This window comes from Arthrobacter paludis (assembly GCF_056782315.1).
Window position 1 is genome coordinate 1 of the sequence record NZ_JBXAEW010000004.1, and the last position, 17,718, is coordinate 17,718.

Annotated in this window: 13 protein-coding genes; 3 read left to right on the plus strand and 10 right to left on the minus strand. The window is 74.3% G+C overall.

Annotated elements, in window-relative coordinates; all coding sequences use genetic code 11:
* Window positions 1–979 (minus strand): IS481 family transposase (locus AC1Q5D_RS04205; protein ID WP_481736500.1); only part of this gene is annotated, 979 nt, incomplete at its 3' end.
* A gap of 118 nt (window positions 980–1,097) precedes the next feature.
* Here AC1Q5D_RS04205 and AC1Q5D_RS04210 point away from each other — a divergent pair.
* Together AC1Q5D_RS04210 and AC1Q5D_RS04215 are read left to right on the plus strand one after the other, a co-directional pair.
* On the plus strand, window positions 1,098–2,795 hold the full coding sequence (locus tag AC1Q5D_RS04210; RefSeq protein ID WP_481737318.1) for a sensor histidine kinase: 1,698 nt from the start codon (window positions 1,098–1,100) through the stop codon (window positions 2,793–2,795).
* Window positions 2,792–3,472 carry a response regulator gene (locus AC1Q5D_RS04215; RefSeq protein WP_481737319.1) on the plus strand — a complete coding sequence of 227 codons (681 nt, stop codon included), beginning with the start codon at window positions 2,792–2,794 and terminating at the stop codon, window positions 3,470–3,472. Before AC1Q5D_RS04210 ends, AC1Q5D_RS04215 begins: the two co-directional genes overlap by 4 nt.
* A 12-nt stretch (window positions 3,473–3,484) precedes the next feature.
* On the opposite strand, the gene AC1Q5D_RS04220 is transcribed toward AC1Q5D_RS04215, so the two are convergent.
* Entirely contained in the window at window positions 3,485–4,135 is a 651-nt protein-coding gene (locus AC1Q5D_RS04220) for a subtilase-type protease inhibitor (RefSeq protein WP_481737320.1), read from the minus strand.
* Window positions 4,132–5,088, minus strand: coding sequence for a 3-methyladenine DNA glycosylase (locus AC1Q5D_RS04225; protein ID WP_481737321.1), 957 nt, complete (start codon window positions 5,086–5,088; stop codon window positions 4,132–4,134). The genes AC1Q5D_RS04220 and AC1Q5D_RS04225 overlap by 4 nt, the downstream gene beginning before the upstream one ends.
* Before the next feature lie 95 nt (window positions 5,089–5,183).
* Between AC1Q5D_RS04225 and AC1Q5D_RS04230 the strand changes: the two genes are divergently transcribed.
* Window positions 5,184–5,897, plus strand: a complete 714-nt coding sequence (locus AC1Q5D_RS04230) for a GntR family transcriptional regulator (protein WP_481737322.1) — start codon at window positions 5,184–5,186, stop codon at window positions 5,895–5,897.
* Window positions 5,898–6,120: 223 nt separating this feature from the next.
* On the opposite strand, the gene AC1Q5D_RS04235 is transcribed toward AC1Q5D_RS04230, so the two are convergent.
* The 7 genes from AC1Q5D_RS04235 to AC1Q5D_RS04265 form a co-directional block, all read right to left on the minus strand.
* Window positions 6,121–7,572, minus strand: coding sequence for an MFS transporter (locus tag AC1Q5D_RS04235; protein ID WP_481737323.1), 1,452 nt, complete (start codon window positions 7,570–7,572; stop codon window positions 6,121–6,123).
* A 54-nt stretch (window positions 7,573–7,626) separates the two neighbouring features.
* Window positions 7,627–8,832 (minus strand): M20 family metallopeptidase, encoded by a 1,206-nt coding sequence (locus AC1Q5D_RS04240; RefSeq protein ID WP_481737324.1) that lies wholly within the window; start codon window positions 8,830–8,832, stop codon window positions 7,627–7,629.
* Window positions 8,829–10,052, minus strand: coding sequence for an aminotransferase-like domain-containing protein (locus AC1Q5D_RS04245; protein WP_481737325.1), 1,224 nt, complete (start codon window positions 10,050–10,052; stop codon window positions 8,829–8,831). The genes AC1Q5D_RS04240 and AC1Q5D_RS04245 overlap by 4 nt, the downstream gene beginning before the upstream one ends.
* Entirely contained in the window at window positions 10,049–11,398 is a 1,350-nt protein-coding gene (locus AC1Q5D_RS04250) for a M24 family metallopeptidase (protein ID WP_481737326.1), read from the minus strand. Before AC1Q5D_RS04250 ends, AC1Q5D_RS04245 begins: the two co-directional genes overlap by 4 nt.
* A gap of 401 nt (window positions 11,399–11,799) precedes the next feature.
* Window positions 11,800–13,317, minus strand: coding sequence for an NAD-dependent succinate-semialdehyde dehydrogenase (locus AC1Q5D_RS04255; RefSeq protein WP_481737327.1), 1,518 nt, complete (start codon window positions 13,315–13,317; stop codon window positions 11,800–11,802).
* The gene (locus tag AC1Q5D_RS04260; RefSeq protein WP_481737328.1) at window positions 13,314–16,412 is read right to left on the minus strand and encodes an FAD-binding and (Fe-S)-binding domain-containing protein; all 3,099 of its coding nucleotides are present in this window, start codon (window positions 16,410–16,412) and stop codon (window positions 13,314–13,316) included. The genes AC1Q5D_RS04255 and AC1Q5D_RS04260 overlap by 4 nt, the downstream gene beginning before the upstream one ends.
* On the minus strand, window positions 16,409–17,701 hold the full coding sequence (locus tag AC1Q5D_RS04265; protein WP_481737534.1) for an aspartate aminotransferase family protein: 1,293 nt from the start codon (window positions 17,699–17,701) through the stop codon (window positions 16,409–16,411). The genes AC1Q5D_RS04260 and AC1Q5D_RS04265 overlap by 4 nt, the downstream gene beginning before the upstream one ends.
* Window positions 17,702–17,718: the final 17 nt, after the last annotated feature.

Sequence of the window (17,718 nt, forward strand, 5' to 3'; positions counted from 1 at the left end):
TGTAGTTCCCACTGACGTTGTGAACGCGGCTGATGGGGGCCTTGCCGCCGATGCCGAAATGGGGTCGGTGGTGATTGTAGTCGTGTAGCCACTGCGTGTAGGCCGCGGCGCGCTCGGCCTCGGAGCGGTACGGGCGGGCGTAGGCCCACTCGGCATTGAGGGTGCGGTTGAAGCGCTCGACCTTGCCGTTGGTCTGGGGCCGGTACGGGCGCGTGTACCGGTGCTTCACGTTCGGGCCCAGGGCCTGGTTGAAGGCCTTGGAGCGGTAGCAGGAGCCGTTGTCGGTCAGCACCGCCTTGACCACGATCCCGTGGGCCGCGAAGAACGCCACGGCCCGCAGCCAGAAGCCGGCGGCGGTCTCCTTGCGCTCGTCGTTGAGTATCTCGGAGTAGGCCAGCCGGGAATGGTCATCCACGGCGTGGTGCAGGTAGGCGTAGCCGGCGCGTTGGCGCTTGGAGGCCCGGTGCTGGGCCGAGCCGCGCCCGTGGACGCGGTGCCCGCCACCGTCGGGGATCCGGGGCTGTTTCTTGATGTCGACGTGGATGAGGCTGCCGGGCTCGTCGTGTTCGTAGCGGCGCGGTGCCGGGCGGCGCACCGGCAGGCCCGTGGCCTGGTCCAGGGCGCCCAGCCGGGGCATCCGCAGCCGGTTGAGCACCTTCCACACCGTGGAGCGGGGCAGGTTCAGGTGCCCGGCGATCCGGTGCGGTCCCCACCGTCGGTTGAACCGCAACGCGACGATCCGCCGCTCGGTCCGCTGCGCGGTGCGCCGGGGCTGGCGACGCGGCACGGATGCCGCGTCGGTCAGCCCCGCCTGGCCGCGGGCCCGGTACCGGTCCGCCCACTTCTTGGCCGTGGAAGGCGAGACCTGGAACCGCTCAGCGGCCCGGCGCAACGGCCACCCCTGCTCGACGACCAGCACAGCGAGCTTCAGCCTGGCCTGGAAGGACAGGGCCGCGTTGGCATGGGTAACGTAGGGCAAGAGGACCTCCGGTGGTCGAGATGAGTGTGGTAACCCAAATCGATACCGGAGGTCCTCGCCGTTTACATCACGCCACGCTGTTCACAACGTCCTTGGGAACTACAGCTAGGCTGGTCCCATGCGTGGCGGTGGGAGGTTCCGGGGGACGTTCTCCGGGCGGATGACGGCCCTCGTGCTCGTCCTCGTCGCCGGCACCGTGCTGCTCTGCCTGGGCGCCGTCCTGTGGCTGACCGCCGAGCGCGTCGAGGACCACGCCGCGCAGAACGCGCTCGGCATCGCCCGCACCGTCGCGGCCGACCCCGACGTCCGCGCCGAGGTCGCCCGCCAGGCCGCCCGCGAGGCGCTCGACGTCCCCGCCCTGCGCGCCGGGCCCCTCCAGCGCCACCTCGAGGCCGTCCGCGAACGCACGGGCGCGCTGTTCGTCATCGCGACCGAGGACCGCGGCCTGCGCCTCGCCCACCCTGTCCCGTCCCGGATCGGCGAGCGCGTCAGCACGGAACCCACGGCGCTCGGCGGCGTCGAGGGCGTGTTCCGCGAACACGGCACGCTCGGGGAGTCCGTCCGCGCCAAGGTGCCCGTCTACGCGCCCGACTCGCGGCGCGTCGTCGGGGAGGTCAGCGCCGGCGTCGGCATCGAGGCGGTCTCCGACCGGGTGCGCGCCGCCGTCGGCCCCATCGCGCTCGCCGGGGCCGCGGCCCTGCTGCTCGGCGCCGCCGCCGCGGCGCTGCTCAAGCGGCGCCTGCGCCGCCTCACCCTCGGCCTGGAGCCGGAGGAGATGGTGTCCCTGGCCCGCGACCAGGCCGCCGTGCTCTACGGGGTGGCCGACGGCGTCGTCGGCGTCGCCCCGGACGGGCGGATCACGCTGCGCAACCGCGCGGCCCGGATCCTCCTCCGACTGCCGGCGCGCCAGGACAGCAACGACGTCGTCGGGCGCCACTACGGGCAGGCGGGCCTGCCCGACGCCCTGGTCGCGGCGATCGGCGCGGTGCTTGGCGGCGGGTCCGCGCCCGGCGGGCTGCGGTTGCGCGTCGGCGGCCGGCCCGTGGAGGCCGGCGTCGTCGCCGTCCGCCGGGACGGGACCGACCTCGGCGCCGTCGCGCTGCTGCGGGACCTGAGCGACGTCGAGGACCTCGGCGGCCGGCTGCAGGCGGTGGAGACCATGGCCTCGGCGCTGCGCGTCCAGCGCCACGAGTTCGCCAACCGGCTCCACGCCGTCTCGGGGCTCCTGGCCGCCGGCGAAGTCGGGGAGGCCCGGGACTTCATCGGCCAGCTGGTCGCGTCCGGGCCGCTGCGGGAGCCGGTCGCGAACATCGCCGCCGTCGGGGACACGTTCCTGCGGGCGTTTCTCTCCGCTAAGGGGGTCCAGGCCCAGGAGGCTGGCGTCGCGCTGCGGGTCGGGGAGGAGACGGCCCTGTTCGGGGCCCTGGCGGACCCGCAGGACGCGGCCGCCGTCGTCGGGAACCTCCTGGACAACGCGATCCGGGCGGCTGCCGAGGCGCCGCCGCGGGAGCCGGACGGGAGGTGGGTCGAGGTGGACCTGCTGAGCGAGGGGGACACCCTGCACGTGGCGGTCACCGACTCCGGCGGCGGGGTCGCGCCCGGGTTGGACGTGTTCGCCGAGGGGGCGACGACCCGCCCGGCGGGCCACGGGCCGGGGGAGGGCGGCGGGCTGGGCCTGCCGCTGTCCCGGCGGATCGCCCGCCACCTGGGCGGCGACGTGTGGCTGGCCGACGCCGGCGGCCGCGACGGCGGAGCCGTGTTTTGCGCCCGGCTGCCGGGCACCGTGGCGGACAGCGTGGAAGGGGACGGCGAATGAGCGGCACGGAGGCGGGCTTCCGGGTCCTGGTGGTCGACGACGACTTCCGGGTCGCGGCGCTGCATGCGGGAATCGTCGACGGGGTCGCCGGGTTCTCCGCGCTGCCCCCGATCCACGATGCGCGCCTGGTCGCGCGGGCCGTCGCCGACTCCGGGCCGGACCTCGTGCTGCTGGACGTCTACCTGCCGCAGGGCTCCGGCCTGGACCTGCTCGCCGGACTCGACGCCGACGCGTTCGTCCTCAGCGCCGCCGCCGAGGGCCCGGCCGTGCGCAAGGCGCTGCGCCGCGGGGCCCTGGCCTACCTGGTCAAGCCGTTCGAGCCCCGGGACCTCGAGGCGAAGCTGCGGGCCTACGCCCGCTACCGGCGGCTGCTCGCCGCCGACCGGCTGGACCAGGCCGCCATCGAGCGCGCGCAGCGGGCGCTGCTGCGGGCCGACGAGCCGTCCACCGCCGGGGCGTCGACCGGGGCGGCGACCGAGCAGGCCGTCCTGGAGGCCGTGGCCGTGGCCGGCCCCGAGGTGGCGGTCACGGACGTGGCGGCCGCCGTCGGCGTCTCCCGGGCGACGGCGCAGCGCTACCTGTCCCAGCTCGTGCAGGCGGGCCGGCTCGAACTGGGGCTCCGCTACGGCACGCGCGGCCGCCCCGAGCACCGGTACTCGGTGGCACGCGGCGGCTGACCGCGGAGCCGGCTACGCGCCCGAGGGGGCCGGGCCGAGCAGCGGCGCGGCGGCCTTCCAGTCGGAGATCTCGCAGCCGTCCCGCAGCGAGAACCTGCGGTCGACGCCGGCGCCGTTGAGGGTCCCCGTGACCCGCGCCGTCGCCGGCCCCCCGTACTGCTGCGTGCACATGCGTCCCCCCGGGGGCGGGCCGAGGACCTTCGGACCCTTGGCGGCCAGGAAGCCGCAGGCGGCCTCCGGGTCCGGATGCTCCGTGCCCGCGACGGCGGCGCCGGCCTCGCACACGAGCCGGTGCGTGGCCGTGGCGCTTCCGCCGTCGGCCGCGATCTCGATGCGCAGGTCGGCGCTCGTCTGGGCCGCGGGGCGCGAGGGCGGCGCCGAGCCGCCGCGGGGTGGCGGGGCCGTCGCGTCGATCGTGCCGGAGCCGGGCAGGGGGCCGGACGACGGCGGCGTGCCCGGCCGGGAGCCGTCCGGACCGCTCGGGTCAGCGCCGGACGGCGGCGGGACGGCGTGGCCGGTGGGCGGCGTGCTGCGGGGGGAGCCGGGTCCGGAGTCGGTCGGCGGCATGGTGGGCTCCTGTCCGGTCGGTGCGGCGCAGCCGGCGAGCGCCAGCCCCGCGGCCAGGGCGGCCACGGCCAGGCGGGGAATGCGCCGGGTGCTCATGGCGTGGCGGGCTCCCGGGCCGCGGTCTCGATGGCTTCCACGGCGGCGAGCAGGCGGTGCCGCAGCGCGTCGGAGCGCGTCGCGAAGTCCTTCTGGCGGCGCACGTACTCGGCCTTGCCGTCGGGCGTCTCGATCCGGATCGGCGCGTAGCCCCAGTCGGCGAGGTCGTACGGGGACGCCTGCATGTCCATGGTCCGAATCTCCCACGCGAGCTCGAAACAGTCCATGACCAGCTCGCTCGGCAGCGCGGGGGAGAGCTTGTACGCCCACTTGTAGAGGTCCATGTTCGCGTGCAGGCACCCCGGCTGCTCCAGGTCGCGCTGGGTGGCGCGGGTCGGCTGCAGCTCGTTCAGCGGCGCCGCCTGCGGGGCGTAGAAGCGGAACGCGTCGAAGTGCGTGCAGCGGATCCGGTGCTCCTCGACGACCCGGTCCGTGCCGGCGGGGCCGAGGCGCAAGGGCAGGTAGTCGTGCCGGACGCCGTTCTCCTCGGAGCGGTAGGCCATCGCCCACTCGTGCAGCCCGAAGCAGGAGAACTGTGCGGGCCGGGCGGCGGTCCCGGAGAGGATGGTCCGCGCGAAGGCCAGCGCCTCGGCCCGGTCCCTGGCGAACCCCGCGGCGTCGAGGGCCACGCCCGCCGGGCCGGCGCCGCCGTCGTGCGCCGCGGACCCGCGGGCGCCGCCGTCGTCCTCCGCCCCTCCGCGGACCGGCGCGTAGTGCCGCCACGCCAGGCGCTCGGCGGCGGCCGGCCCCACCAGCACGACGCCGGGGCCGGGGTGCCAGCGCTGCAGCTGGCCCGGCTTGTGCGTGTAGTACGTGAACAGGAAATCCTCGACGGGGTGCCTCCGGCCTTCCGTCCTGCGTTTCGTGAACGGGGCGGCGAAGCGCTCGACGCGGAGCCGGTGCTCCTCGGCGCGCGGGAGCCAACGCTCCTGGGGCACGATCCGGATGGGCATGGAATCATTATCGCGCGGACCCCCACAGGCGGTCGAACCCGTTGTAGGATTGTCTGCAAACCACCCCGAATGGGTGTGTCAAGCAGAGGAGCACCATGGACATGGACAGCGTCCTGGAGCCGTTGCGCCAGGAATCGACATCGGAGATCATCGCCGGGCGGATCCGCGAGGCCATCGTCGCCGGGGACTTCAAGGCCGGAGACCAGCTCGGCGAGGCCGCCCTGGCCAGCCAGCTCGGCGTCAGCCGCGGCCCCCTGCGCGAGGCCATGCAGCGCCTGGTCCAGGAGGGGATCCTCCACGGGGTCCGCCACCGGGGCATCTTCGTCGCCGAGCACACCATCGAGGACGTCGCCGACATCTACCTCGCCCGCACGGCCGTGGAGCGCTCGGCGTGCCTGAAGATCATCGAGCTGGACGGCCGCGGGCCGGAGGTCGGCGCGAAGCTGCTCAAGATCATCGAGCGGATGGAGGCCCGCGCCGAGGCGGGGGCGTCCCCGTCCGACCTGACCGCCCTGGACGTGCGCTTCCACGAGTTGCAGGTGGCCGAGGCCCACAGCCCGCGCCTGTCCCGTATGCATGCCACGCTGGTGGCCGAGACCCGCATGTGCCTCTCGACCCTCGAGGACACCGGCTACTCGGCGGCCGACCGCGTCGCGGAGCACCGCGGCATCGCGGCCGCCATCCAGGAGGGGAACGTCTCCGTGCTCCACGGCCTCCTGGCCCGGCACATGGACGAGGCCGTCGAGCACATCACCGCCCGGATGCTCCTGGATGTGGCGCCGGGCGCCGAGGCCGAGCAGGCCGTCTAGGCGTCCCGCGGCCGCGTGTCCGCAAAATTTCGTAGCGAACCTGCCGCCATTCCGGCCGAATGGCTGCGGCTTCGCTACGAAACTCTCGCGTTCGTGCTGATTCGCTACGAAATTCTGGCGTTCGTGCGGCTTCGCTGCGAGACTCCGGCGTTCGTGGCCGGGCACGCGAACGGGCCGGGACCCCCGAGGGGATCCCGGCCCGGTGCGTGGTCCGGACGGACGGTCAGGCGTTGAGCTCGGCCTCCGCCTTGCGGCGCCCGGCCGCGGCCTCGGACGAGTTCTGCTTGACCCAGCGGCGGCTCGGCCAGCCGACGGACGCGTGCTGGCCGGGGAGCTCCTCGCCGCGCAGGGAGGCCTGGGCGGTCTCGCGCATGCACAGGATGCTCACCAGGCCGATCAGGCCGGCCAGCGCCATGTACCACCCCGGGATCAGCTGGTTCCCGGTGGTCTCCACCAGCGTGTTCGTCAGCGTCTGCGACGGCCCGGCGAACAGCGCCGTGGAGATGTTGTAGCCCAGGGCGAAGCCGGTGTACCGGACGGCCGTGGGGAACAGGGCCGGCAGCGTCGAGGAGACGGACGAGACGAGCACGACCAGCATCAGCCCCAGCACGGCCAGGCCCAGGAACTGCAGGGCCAGGTTCGGCACAGCCAGGAGCATGATCGCCGGCACGGACAGGATCGTGAAGCCGATGGCGGCCGACAGGAGCAGCGGCTTGCGCCCGACCCGGTCGGACAGCGAGCCCATGGGTGGGATCGCCACCAGCATCAGCGCCATGATCACCACGAGCATCCAGTTGCCCTGGGCCGTGCTGTGGCCGAGCTGCCCGGAGAGGTACGTCGGCATGTAGCCGAGGATCAGGTAGAACGCGACGTTGAGCAGGACGACGAAGCCCATCAGCACCAGCAGCTGCCGCCACTCGTGCACGATGACGTGGCGCAGCGGGGTGCGCAGGGTCTCGTGGTGCTGGCTGGCCTCCCGGAACACGCCGGCCTCGGAGAGCCGGGTCCGGATGAACAGGGCGGTCAGGCCGAGCGGGAGCGTGAGCAGGAACGGCAGGCGCCACCAGCCGGCGAGCATCCCGTCGTCGCCCACGATCGTGATCAGGCTCGTGCAGACGATCGCCGCGAGGATGAACCCGGACGTCGTGCCGAACTCCAGGAACGAGCCGAGGAAGCCGCGGCGCTTGTCCGGGGCGTACTCCGCCATGTACACGGCCGCGCCGCCGTACTCGCCGCCGGCGGAGAAGCCCTGCACCAGCCGGCAGGCCAGCAGCATCAGCGGCGCGGCGATGCCGATCATGTCCAGGGTCGGCAGCAGCCCGATCGCGCCGGTCGCGAACGTCATCATCGCGACCGTGATGACCATGACCTTCTGGCGGCCGATCTTGTCGCCGAGGGGACCGAGGATGATGCCGCCCAGCGGGCGGACGAGGAACGACAGGGCCAGCGTCGCCAGGGTCAGGGTGACGCCGAGCCCGCCGTCGCCCTCCTCGGACCCGAAGAACAGGGTGGCCATGTAGATGGTGAGGTAGCCATAGACGCCGTAGTCGAACCACTCGACGGCGTTCCCGAGCGCGGATCCGAAGATGGAGCGGCGCAGGGCGGCCCGCTCCTCCTCGGTGCGCGGCTCGGCACCGGGGACGGCCGGCGCCTCGGCGTGCTGGTGTTCTTTCATGGTGTGCCTTCCGCAGGGGGAATGGAATCCCGGTGTGGTATCGAGTGTCGCGCGTTAGCGCTGGCAGGCATACAGTTCGGCGAGGACCGCGTAGGTCCGCGCGGCCGTCTCCAGTTCGCCGACGCCCACGGACTCGTCGGGCTGGTGCGCCTGGTCGTTGATGCCGCCGGGGCCGAGGACGATGGTCGGGATGCCGAACCGGTCGGCGACGAACCCGCCGTCGCACGCCGCGGTCCACGCCGTGGTGCGGCTGGCGCCGCCCGCGGCGGCGACCGCGTCGACGGCGGCTGCGACGAGCGCGTGGCCGGGGTCGGTGCGGAAGCCCGGCATCTGCATCGTGAGGTCGAGGTCGACGGCGATTCCGTCGCCGTCGATGCCCGCCTCCGAGATCCGCCGAGCCAGCGCGGCGCGGATGGCCTCCGCGTCCTCGCCCGGCAGCAGGCGCCGGTCCACGGAGAGATGGCAGGACGGGGCGACGGTCGACGTGCCGAGGCCGCCGTGGATGGTCCCGACGTTCCACGTGCCGTGGCCGAGTGCCGGGTCGGGGGACAGGGCGAGGCGGTCCTCGTCGCTGCGCAGCAGGCCGATGATCCGGGCCGCGGCGTCGATCGCGCTGCGGCCGTCGCTGGGGCGGCCGGAGTGGGCGGCCCGACCGGTGACCTCGATCTCCAGGTACGCATCCCCGCGGCAGGCGGTGACCGTCTCCAGGTCGGTGGGCTCCGCGACCACGCAGGCCGCGTACTCGCCCGGCAGCCCGTCGTCGACGACCGCGCGGATGCCGGTGCCGAGGTCTTCCTCGTCGACCGTGCACAGCAGCGTCACCGGGGCCGTGCGCGGGACACCGGACTCCTTGAGCGCCGCCATGGCGGCCAGAACGGCGGCGAGGCCGCCCTTCATGTCCGTGGAGCCGCGGCCGTAGAGCCGGCCGTCGCGGACGACCGGCGCGTAGGGGTCCATGCTCCAGCCAAGCCCCGCCGGGACGACGTCGGAGTGGCCCAGGAACAGCAGGCCGGGGCCGTCGCCCGCGTCGGCGGGCAGCGTGATCGCGATGTTGTCCCGCCCGGGGGCCACGGTGCGGCGCCGCGCCTCGAGGCCGAGCCGGATGGCCTCGGCCTCAAGGACGTCGACGGTCGCCTCCTCCAGACCGCCGGGGTTCTCCCCGGCGGCGGCGACGAGGTCGACGGCGACGCGCAGCAGGGCGTCGGGGTCGACGGTGGCGGCCGCGCGGCCGGCGGTGCCGGTCCCGGCCGGCCGCGTCACCGGGAGGCTCCGCCGCCGTCGCGGACGATGTCGATGGCGCGGGCGAGCCGGCGCACGCCCTCGTCGGTCCGCTCGGGACCGGTCGAGGCGAAGCACAGGCGCAGGGCGTCCGAGAACCGCCCGCCCGGCGAGAGGGCCGGGCCCGGGATGAACGCGACGCCTTCGGCGAGGGCCGTGGCGAACAGCTGCTGCGTGTCGACGGCGGCGTCGTCGCCCAGCAGGGTGACCCAGAGGAAGAACCCGCCCTCGGGGTCCGTGGTGCGGACCCGGCCGCCCAGGTGACGGTCGATGCTCGCCAGCATGGCCTCCTTGCGGGAGCGGTACTCGGTGCGCAGCATCGAAAGGTGCGCGTCGAGGGAACCGGAGCGGATGAACCCGTCGACGGTGTGCTGCGCCGGCACGTTGGTGCACGTGTCCATGGCCTGCTTGGCGTTGATGACGAGCTGGCGCAGGGACGGGTCGGCGTCGATCCAGCCGACGCGCAGCCCCGGCGCGAGGACCTTGGAGAACGTGCGCACGGAGAACACCAGCGGGTCGTCGCCGCTGACCTGGCGCAGGCCCGGCAGGTCCTCGCCGGCGAAGCGCAGCATGCCGTAGGGGTCGTCGTCGACGATCACGGAGCCCCAGCGCCGGGCGAGCTCCACCAGGCGGTGGCGCCGCGGCAGGGACAGCGTCGCGCCGGAGGGGTTCTGGAAGTTCGGGATCGTGTAGATCGCCTTCGGCGTGCGGCCGGAGGCGGCCACGAGCCGCTCGAGGGCGTCCACGTCGAGGCCGTCGTCGTCGACGGGGACCTCGAGGAGGTCGGCGCCGTAGGCCAGCGCCGTCGCGGAGCCGTTGGTGTACGTCGGGGACTCGACGACGACGAGGTCGCCCGGGTCCACGAAGAGCTTGAAGGCGATGTCCAGGCCCTGCATCCCGCCGGACGTGACGACGAGCCGGTCCTCGGTGGTGGGCTCGGCGGTCGTGGCCAGGTAGGAGACGAGGGATTCGAGCAGGGCGGGCTCGCCCTCGGTCGCGCCGTAGCCGAACGACGACGCGTCGTGGCGGTCGGCGGCGATCTCGCGGAAGTCCTCCGTGGGCACGAACTCCGCGGCCGGCGAGCCCATGGCGAAGCGGATGACGTCGTGCGTCTGGGCGGCCAGCAGGGAGGTGCTGGAGTCGATGACGGAGCCGACGAGTCCGGCGGCGCGGGCGGCCAGGGGCAGGGTGGTGGTGCTCATGCGAATTCCTTCGGGTTCAGCGGGGTGTTGTCGTCGGCGGCGGCGCGGGGCGCGGCCGGTCCGGGAGTGGTGTCGTTGGCGGGCGTGGAGCGCCCGCTGCGGGGACTGCGGGAGCGGTTGCGCGTGCGGCTCGGACGCCGGCCGGCCGCGGTGCGCAGGATGCCCCGCGGGTAGGAGGTGAACAGCTCCACGCCGTTGCCGTCCACGCGGATCGACTCGGAGACCTCGTAGCCGTAGCCGTCCATCCACATGCCGCAAATGAGGTGGAACGTCATGTTCTCCTCGAGGATCGTTGTCTCCTCGTCGCGGATGCTGATGGTCCGCTCGCCCCAGTCCGGCGGGTAGGCGATCCCGATCGAGTAGCCCAGGCGGGAGTTCTTCTCGAAGCCGAAGGTGCGCATCGTCTGGGTCCACGCCGTGGACAGCGCCTCGACCGGCACGCCGGCGCCGACGGTGGACAGGACGGCGGCCAGGCCCTGGTCCGTCGCATCCGCCAGGCGCTGCAGCTCGGGGGACGGGGTCCCCGGGACGAACGTGCGGGCCATCGGCACGTGGTAGCGGCGGTGCACGCCGGCGAGCTCCACGACCACGGCCTCGTCCGCGCGCAGGGCGTCCCCGGTCCAGGTCAGGTGCGGGGTGTCGGCGGCGGTGCCGACCGGCATCATGGGCACGATCGCGGGGTAGTCGCCCTCGACGCCGTCGGCACCGGAGGCCTGCGCCGCGGAGATGGCGGCGGCCACGTCGCACTGGCGCGCGCCCTCCGCGATGGCGACCTCGGCCGCCCGCATGGCCGCCTCGGTGACCCGCGCGGCCTTGCGCATCAGCGCGATCTCCGCCGGGGACTTGACGGAGCGGACCCAGTTGACGAGCTCGAAGCTGTCCACCATGGTCCACTCCGGCAGGGCGTGCACCAGGGCCCGGTGGGCCTTCGGCGAGAAGAAGTGCGAGTCCATCTCGAGTCCGACCCAGCCCGGGGCGACCGCGGCGACGAGGTTGCGGCGGCGCAGCGTGTAGGCGACCCAGTCGAAGGGGTGCAGGTGCGGGCGGTGGATGTAGGACTCGGGGTAGCCGACGATGCAGTGCTCGGGCAGCCACGACGTGCGGTGCGCGCCGCGGGCGTCCATCTCGCGGGCGAAGAGCAGCATGTCGCCCTCGGAGGGCACAAAGAGCAGCTGCGGGGTGTAGAAGGACCACGCGTTGTACCCGGTGAGGTAGTAGATGTTCGCGGGGTCGGTGACAACCAGGGCGGACAGGCCCTGCGCCTGCATACGTGTACGGACGGACGCCAGTCGGGCTGAGTACTCGTCGGGGGTGAAGACCGGTGGCGTGTATCCGGTGTGCAGCATCTTGGCTCCTTGCAGGTGACGGGCGGTCCGCCGCAGGGTGTGCGGCGGACCGTCGGCCGGACCACTGAAAACAAGTGGATTGTTGACAATACTAGGGTGTTGAGAGGTGTGTCACAAGAGGGTTGAATCACGGTTTTTCCGCAGGATTTCGCGAGAAAACGGGACCGCCCGGTCCACAAGGGCGCCGGCCGCCGGCAGGGCCCGGTGGGCGGCAGGGTGGCTGGCGGCCCGCGGGGCGCCCGGTGGGCGGCAGGGCGGCCGGTGCCGGGTCGGCAGGGTCTCCGGCGGGCGCCGGTGGCAGGTCGGCGGGGTCGCCGGTGGGGCGGCCGGCGGGGCAGGCCAGTGGGGCCGGCGGGTTGCTCCCACCGGCCCCACGTCCACCGCCTGCCGCGGTGCCTTCCCTAGCGGCGCGGCATCGCCAGGTACTTGGTCTCCAGGAACTCCTCGATCCCGACCTTGGCCCCCTCGCGGCCGAGGCCCGAGGCCTTGATGCCGCCGAACGGGGCCGCCGGGTTGGAGACGATCCCGGTGTTCAGGCCGACCATGCCGACCTCGAGGGCCTCGCCCACGCGGAACGCCCGGTCGAGGTCGGTCGTGAACAGGTAGCCGGCCAGGCCCCACGGGGTGTCGTTGGCCAGGGCGATGGCCTCGTCCTCGGTGTCGAACGGGACGATCGGCGCGACCGGCCCGAAGATCTCCTCGCTGTTCATCCGCGCGGAGGCGGGCACGTCCGTCAGGACCGTCGGGGCGTAGAAGCTGCCCGGGCCCTCGGGGCGGGTCGCGCCGCACAGGACGCGGGCGCCCTGGGACACGGCGTCGTCGACCAGCTCGGCGACCTTGTCGGCGGCCTTGGCGTCCACGAGCGGGCCGACCTGGGTCCCCTCCGCCAGTCCGTCCCCGACCGTGAGCGAGCCCATGCGCTCGGCCAGGCGCCGCGAGAACTCGTCCGCGACGGAGCGGTGGACCAGGATGCGGTTCGCCGCAGTGCAGGCCTCGCCCATGTTGCGCATCTTCGCGGCGAAGGCGCCCTCGACGGCGGTGTCCAGGTCCGCGTCCTCGAACACGAGCAGCGGCGCGTTGCCGCCGAGCTCCATCGACGACCGCATCACGTGCTGGGCCGCCTGCTCGAGCAGGCGCACGCCGACCCCGGTCGACCCGGTGAAGCTGATCTTGCGGGCGATCCCGCTGGCCATCCAGGGGCCGACGACGCTGCCGGCGCTCGTGGTCGGCACGACGTTCAGGACCCCGGCGGGCACGCCGGCATCGACGAGGATCTGGGCGAGCGCCAGGGACGTCAGCGGGGTCAGCGCGGCGGGCTTGAACACGACCGTGCAGCCGGCGGCGATGGCGGGGCCGATCTTGCGGGCGCCCATCGCGAGCGGGAAGTTCCACGGCGTGACCAGCACGCACGGGCCGACGGGCTCCTTGCTGACCATGATCCGGTTGGCGCCGTCGCCGCTGCTGGTGTGGTCGCCGCCGACGCGCACGGCCTCCTCGCCGAACCAGCGCAGGAACTCCGCCGCGTAGGCGACCTCCCCGCGGGCCTCGGCCAGCGGCTTGCCCATCTCGCTGGTCATGATCAGGGCCAGCTCCTCGCGGCGGGCCATCGTGGCCTCGTAGGCCCGGCGCAGGATCTCCCCCCGCTCGCGCGGCGCGGTCCGCGCCCAGTCGCGCTGCGCGCGGCCGGCGGCGGCGATCGCCTCTGCGGCGTCGTCCTCGCCGCCATTGGCGACCGTCGCGATGGTCGCGCCGGTGGCGGGGTTCTCGACGTCGAAGCGCTTCCCGGAGGCGGCGTCGCGCCAGACGCCGTCGATCAGCAGCCCGGTCGGGACGGCGGCGATCGCGGCCTCCGCGGCGGCGGCGGTCTGCGGGTCGACGGCGGAGCGGACGGGGGACTCGGGGTTCTGGATGGTGGTCATGCTCGGTTCCCTTCGGTGTTCGGGACGGTGGATTGGTCGGTGGTGGTTCGGGTGGGGCCGGGGTCCAGGAGCTGCGCGAGGTGGATCCCGGCGCGGTCCGGATCGAGTTGGTCGACCTGCATGGAGCAGGAGAAGCCGTCCGTGAGCACGGGGGCCTCCGGGAGGGCGCGCATGGCGGGTGCCAGGGCCTGTTCGGAGACCTTCATGCTCAGCTCGTAGTGCTGGGCCTCGAACCCGAAGTTGCCCGCGACGCCGCAGCAGCCGGTGGCCTCGCGGACGGTCGCGACGCCGGCGGCCGCCAGGGCCCGGCGCTGGGTGGCGGCGCCGAACACCGCGTACTCGTGGCAGTGCGATTGGACGACGACCTCTTCCGGCAGCGGGGACGCCGGTTCCGGGAGCCGGTCCTGCCCGGCCAGGACGGCCGCGTGCTCCGCGAAGTCCGTGACGCGGGCGGCGACCCGCCGGGCCTGCTCCGTGGGCACGAGCTCGGGCAGGTCCTTGCGCAGCGCGGCGGCGCAGGACGGCTCGACGACGACGATCGGCCGCTCCGTGCCGTCGTCCAGGGCGGCGGCCGCCCCGGCGAGCTTGCGCTTGGCCGTGTCGAGCTGGCCCGTGGAGATCCACGTCAGACCGCAGCAGGCGTCCGCAGAGCACTCCACGGCGGCCGGCCGGTCGTCGGCGGCGGCCAGGACGCGGGCCGCGGCCCCGGCCACGCCCGGCCGGAAGCCGCGCGTGAACGTGTCCACGAACAGCACGGTCCCGTCGCGCTCGCCGGTCCCGGCCGGGACGGCCCCCGCGGCCGCGACCTCCTCCCGCCAGGCGCGGGACGCGGCGAAGGCGGGCATCCGCCGCTTCCCGGTCACCCCGGCCAGCGGAGCCAGCCGGGCCAACGGGGTCGACATCAGCGCGTTGACCAGCGGCGCGATCCGCCCGGTCAGCTTCAGCCACCGGGGCAGCCACCCCAGCGAGTAGTGGGACAGCGGGCGCAGCCGCCGCGCGAAGTGGTGCCACAGGAACTCGGCCTTGTACGTGGCCATGTCCACGCCGGTCGGGCAGTCGGTCGAGCACGCCCGGCAGGACAGGCAGAGGTCCAGGGACTCGAGCGCGTCCTTGGAGGCCCACCCCTCGTCCTGGGTGCGGGCCCCGCGGACCATCTCCTGCAGCACGCGGGCGCGCCCGCGCGTCGAGTCCTTCTCGTCGCCGGTCGCCCGGAAGCTGGGGCACATCACGCCGCCGGAGTGCGAGCGGCAGCGGCCCACGCCGATGCACCCCTGCACGGCGTGGACGAACGGGTCCAGCCCGCCGTCGGCCGGCACCGGCACCCCGCCGTGCGGGTCGGCATCGGCGCGCGCGCCGCCGTCGTGCGCGTGCGTGGGCCGCAGGTCGAATGCCGTCCGCCAGCCGCGCTCCGGCACGCCCTCCAGCGCCAGGTGCGCGTCGAACGGCTCGGGGTCGGTCATGATCCCCGGGTTCAGGGCGGAGTCCGCGTCCCAGACGGCGCGGAAGGCGCGGAACGCCTCCAGCATCTCGGCCGAGTACATCTCGCCGAGCAGCGCCGAGCGGGCGCGCCCGTCGCCGTGCTCGCCGGAGAGCGTGCCGCCGTGGGCGACGACGAGGCGCGCCGCGTCCCGGGTGAAGCGGCGGAACACGTCCCGCCCGGCGTCGGAGCGCAGGTCGTAGGTGATGCGGATGTGCATGCAGCCGGCGCCGAAGTGGCCGTACATGACCCCCGTGAGACCGTGCTTGCCGAGCAGCCCGCGGAAGTCGGCGAGGTAGTCGGCCAGGCGCTCGGGGGCGACCGCAGAGTCCTCCCACCCCGGCCACGACTCGCCGCCGGTGTGCAGGCGGGCGGACAGGCCGGCCCCGTCCTCGCGCACCCGCCACAGCGCGGCGCGCTCGGCCGGGTCGGGGACGGCGCGGCCTGCAAGCAGGCGCCCGTGCCCGCCCAGCGCGGCGAGCAGCGCGTCGGCCTGGCGGCGGGTGTCCTCCGGGTCCTCGCCGTCGAGGTCGACGTACAGCCACGCCTTGCCCTCCGGCATGCCCGTGACCGCGTCGTCGCCGCGCCGGTGGCGCATCGTGGCGACGATGGCGTCGTCGATGCCCTCGACGGCGGCGGGCGAGAAGCGCAGGATCTCCGGCACGTCGCGCGCCGCGTCGACGACGTCGGCGTACCCGAGGACCACCAGCAGCGCGCTGGGGGCCTTCGGGACCAGCCGGAGCCGGGCCCCGACCACGAAGGCGCAGGTCCCCTCGGAACCCACGAGGGCGCGGGCGACGTCGAAGCCGCGCTCGGGCAGCAGGTGCTCCAGGTGGTAGCCGGAGACCTGGCGCTGGATGCGGCCCAGCTCCGTGCGGAACGCGGCGAGGTGCCCGCGGGTCAGCTCCCGCAGGTCCTCCTCGAGCCCGGCGGCGCGGCGCACCGCGTCCCGGTCCGCGGGGTCCGTGGCGCGCACCCCGGTGCGGGTGGCGGTGACGGCGGAGCCGTCGGCGAGCACCAGGTCCAGCTCCTCGACGTGGTCGCTCGTGCGCCCGTGGCGGACCGAGTGGTTGCCGCACGCGTCGTTGCCCACGGAGCCGCCCACGGTGGCGCGGGACTTCGATGACGGGTCCGGCGCGAACGTCAGCGAACCGCCGGTGCGGGCCTCCACCTCGGCGGACAGCCGGGACAGGACGACGCCGGCCTCGACGTCGACGATCCTGGCGTCGGCGTCCAGCGCGCGCACGGCCGTGAGGTGGCGCGAGAAGTCGACCACGATGCCGGCACCGATCGCGTTGCCGGCCATCGACGTGCCGCCGCCGCGCCCGGTGACGGGCAGGCCGGCCGCGCGGCACTCGCGCACGGCCGTGGCGACCTCGCCCGCGGTGCGCGGGAAGACGACGGCGACCGGCGGGACACGGTAGTTCGAGGCGTCGTAGGAGTACTCGGCCAGGCGGCGCGTCGAGGTGTCGACCGCGATGTCGGCGCCGCGCAGGCGGGCGGCCAGGTCGGCGGCCCGTCCGGCCGCCGTGTCCGGGGTGGGCACGCCGCGGCCGTCGGCCGGACGCGGGCGGGGCGCCGTCTCCGGCGCCGCCACCGCCCCGGGACGAGCCGTCATGCCCGTGCCGCGGCCGGAACCCCGGCCGCATCCTGTCCGCCCGCGACGGCGTCGAGGGCCGCGCCGAAGCGCTCCAGGCCCTCGGAGACCTCCGCCTCGGTGATGACCAGCGCCGGGATCAGGCGCACGACGTTGCCCTGCGGTCCGCAGGTGAGGGTGAGCAGCCCGTGGCGGGTCGTCTCCTGCTGGACGGCGGCCGCGGTCGCCGCGTCCGCGGAGCCGTCGGGCGCCGTGAACTCGATGCCCTGCATCAGGCCGCGCCCGCGCACGTTGCCGATGACGGGGAAGCGCTCCTGCAGGGCGAACAGGCCCGCCTGGAGCTGGTCGCCGCGCACGCGGGCGTTCTCGACGAGGCCCTCCTGCTCGACGACGCGCAGCGTGGCGACGCCGGCGGCCGCGGCCACGGCGTTGCCGCCGTAGGTGCCGCCCTGGGACCCCGGCCAGCCCTTGGCCATGAGGGACTCGGAGGCCGCGATCGCGGAGATCGGGAAGCCGGAGGCGATGCCCTTGGCCGTGATGAGGATGTCCGGCACCACGGTGGAGAACTGGTGGCCCCAGAAGCGGCCCGTCCGGCCGACGCCGGCCTGGACCTCGTCGAGGATGAACAGGATCCCGTGGCGGTCGGCGCGCTCGCGCAGGCCGTCCAGGAACGCCGGCGGGGTCGGGAGGTAGCCGCCGTCGCCCAGGACCGGCTCGATGAGGAACGCCGCGGTGTCGTTCGGCGCGGTGCGGGTCGTCAGCAGGTAGTCCAGCTCGCGCAGGGCGAACTCGACGGCGGTCGCCTCGTCCCAGCCGTAGCGGTAGGCGTACGGGAAGGCGGCCATGTGCACGCCCGCCATCAGCGGCGAGAAGCCGGCGGAGAACTTCGTGCCGGCGGTCGTCAGGGACGCGGCGGCGACGGTGCGGCCGTGGAAGCCGCCCTGGAAGACGACGATGTTCGGGCGGCCGGTGGCCATGCGCGCCAGCCGGACCGCCGACTCGACGGCCTCCGAGCCGGAGTTGGCGTAGAACACGGAGTCGAGCCCGGCGGGCAAGACCTCCCCGAGCTTCTCGGTCAGCTCCAGGAGGGGCTTGTGCATCACGGTGGTGTACTGGGCATGGATGATCTTGCCGGTCTGCTCGCGGGCGGCCTCAACGACCTCCGGGTGGCAGTGGCCGGTGCTCGTGACGCCGATGCCGGTGGTGAAATCGAGGTAGTCGCGGCCGTCGGTGGCGGTGATCCAGCAGCCGGAGGCGGACTCGACGACGACGGGGGTGGCCTGCTTCAGCAGGGGGCTCAGTGAGGTCATGGTCACCATGGTGTAGG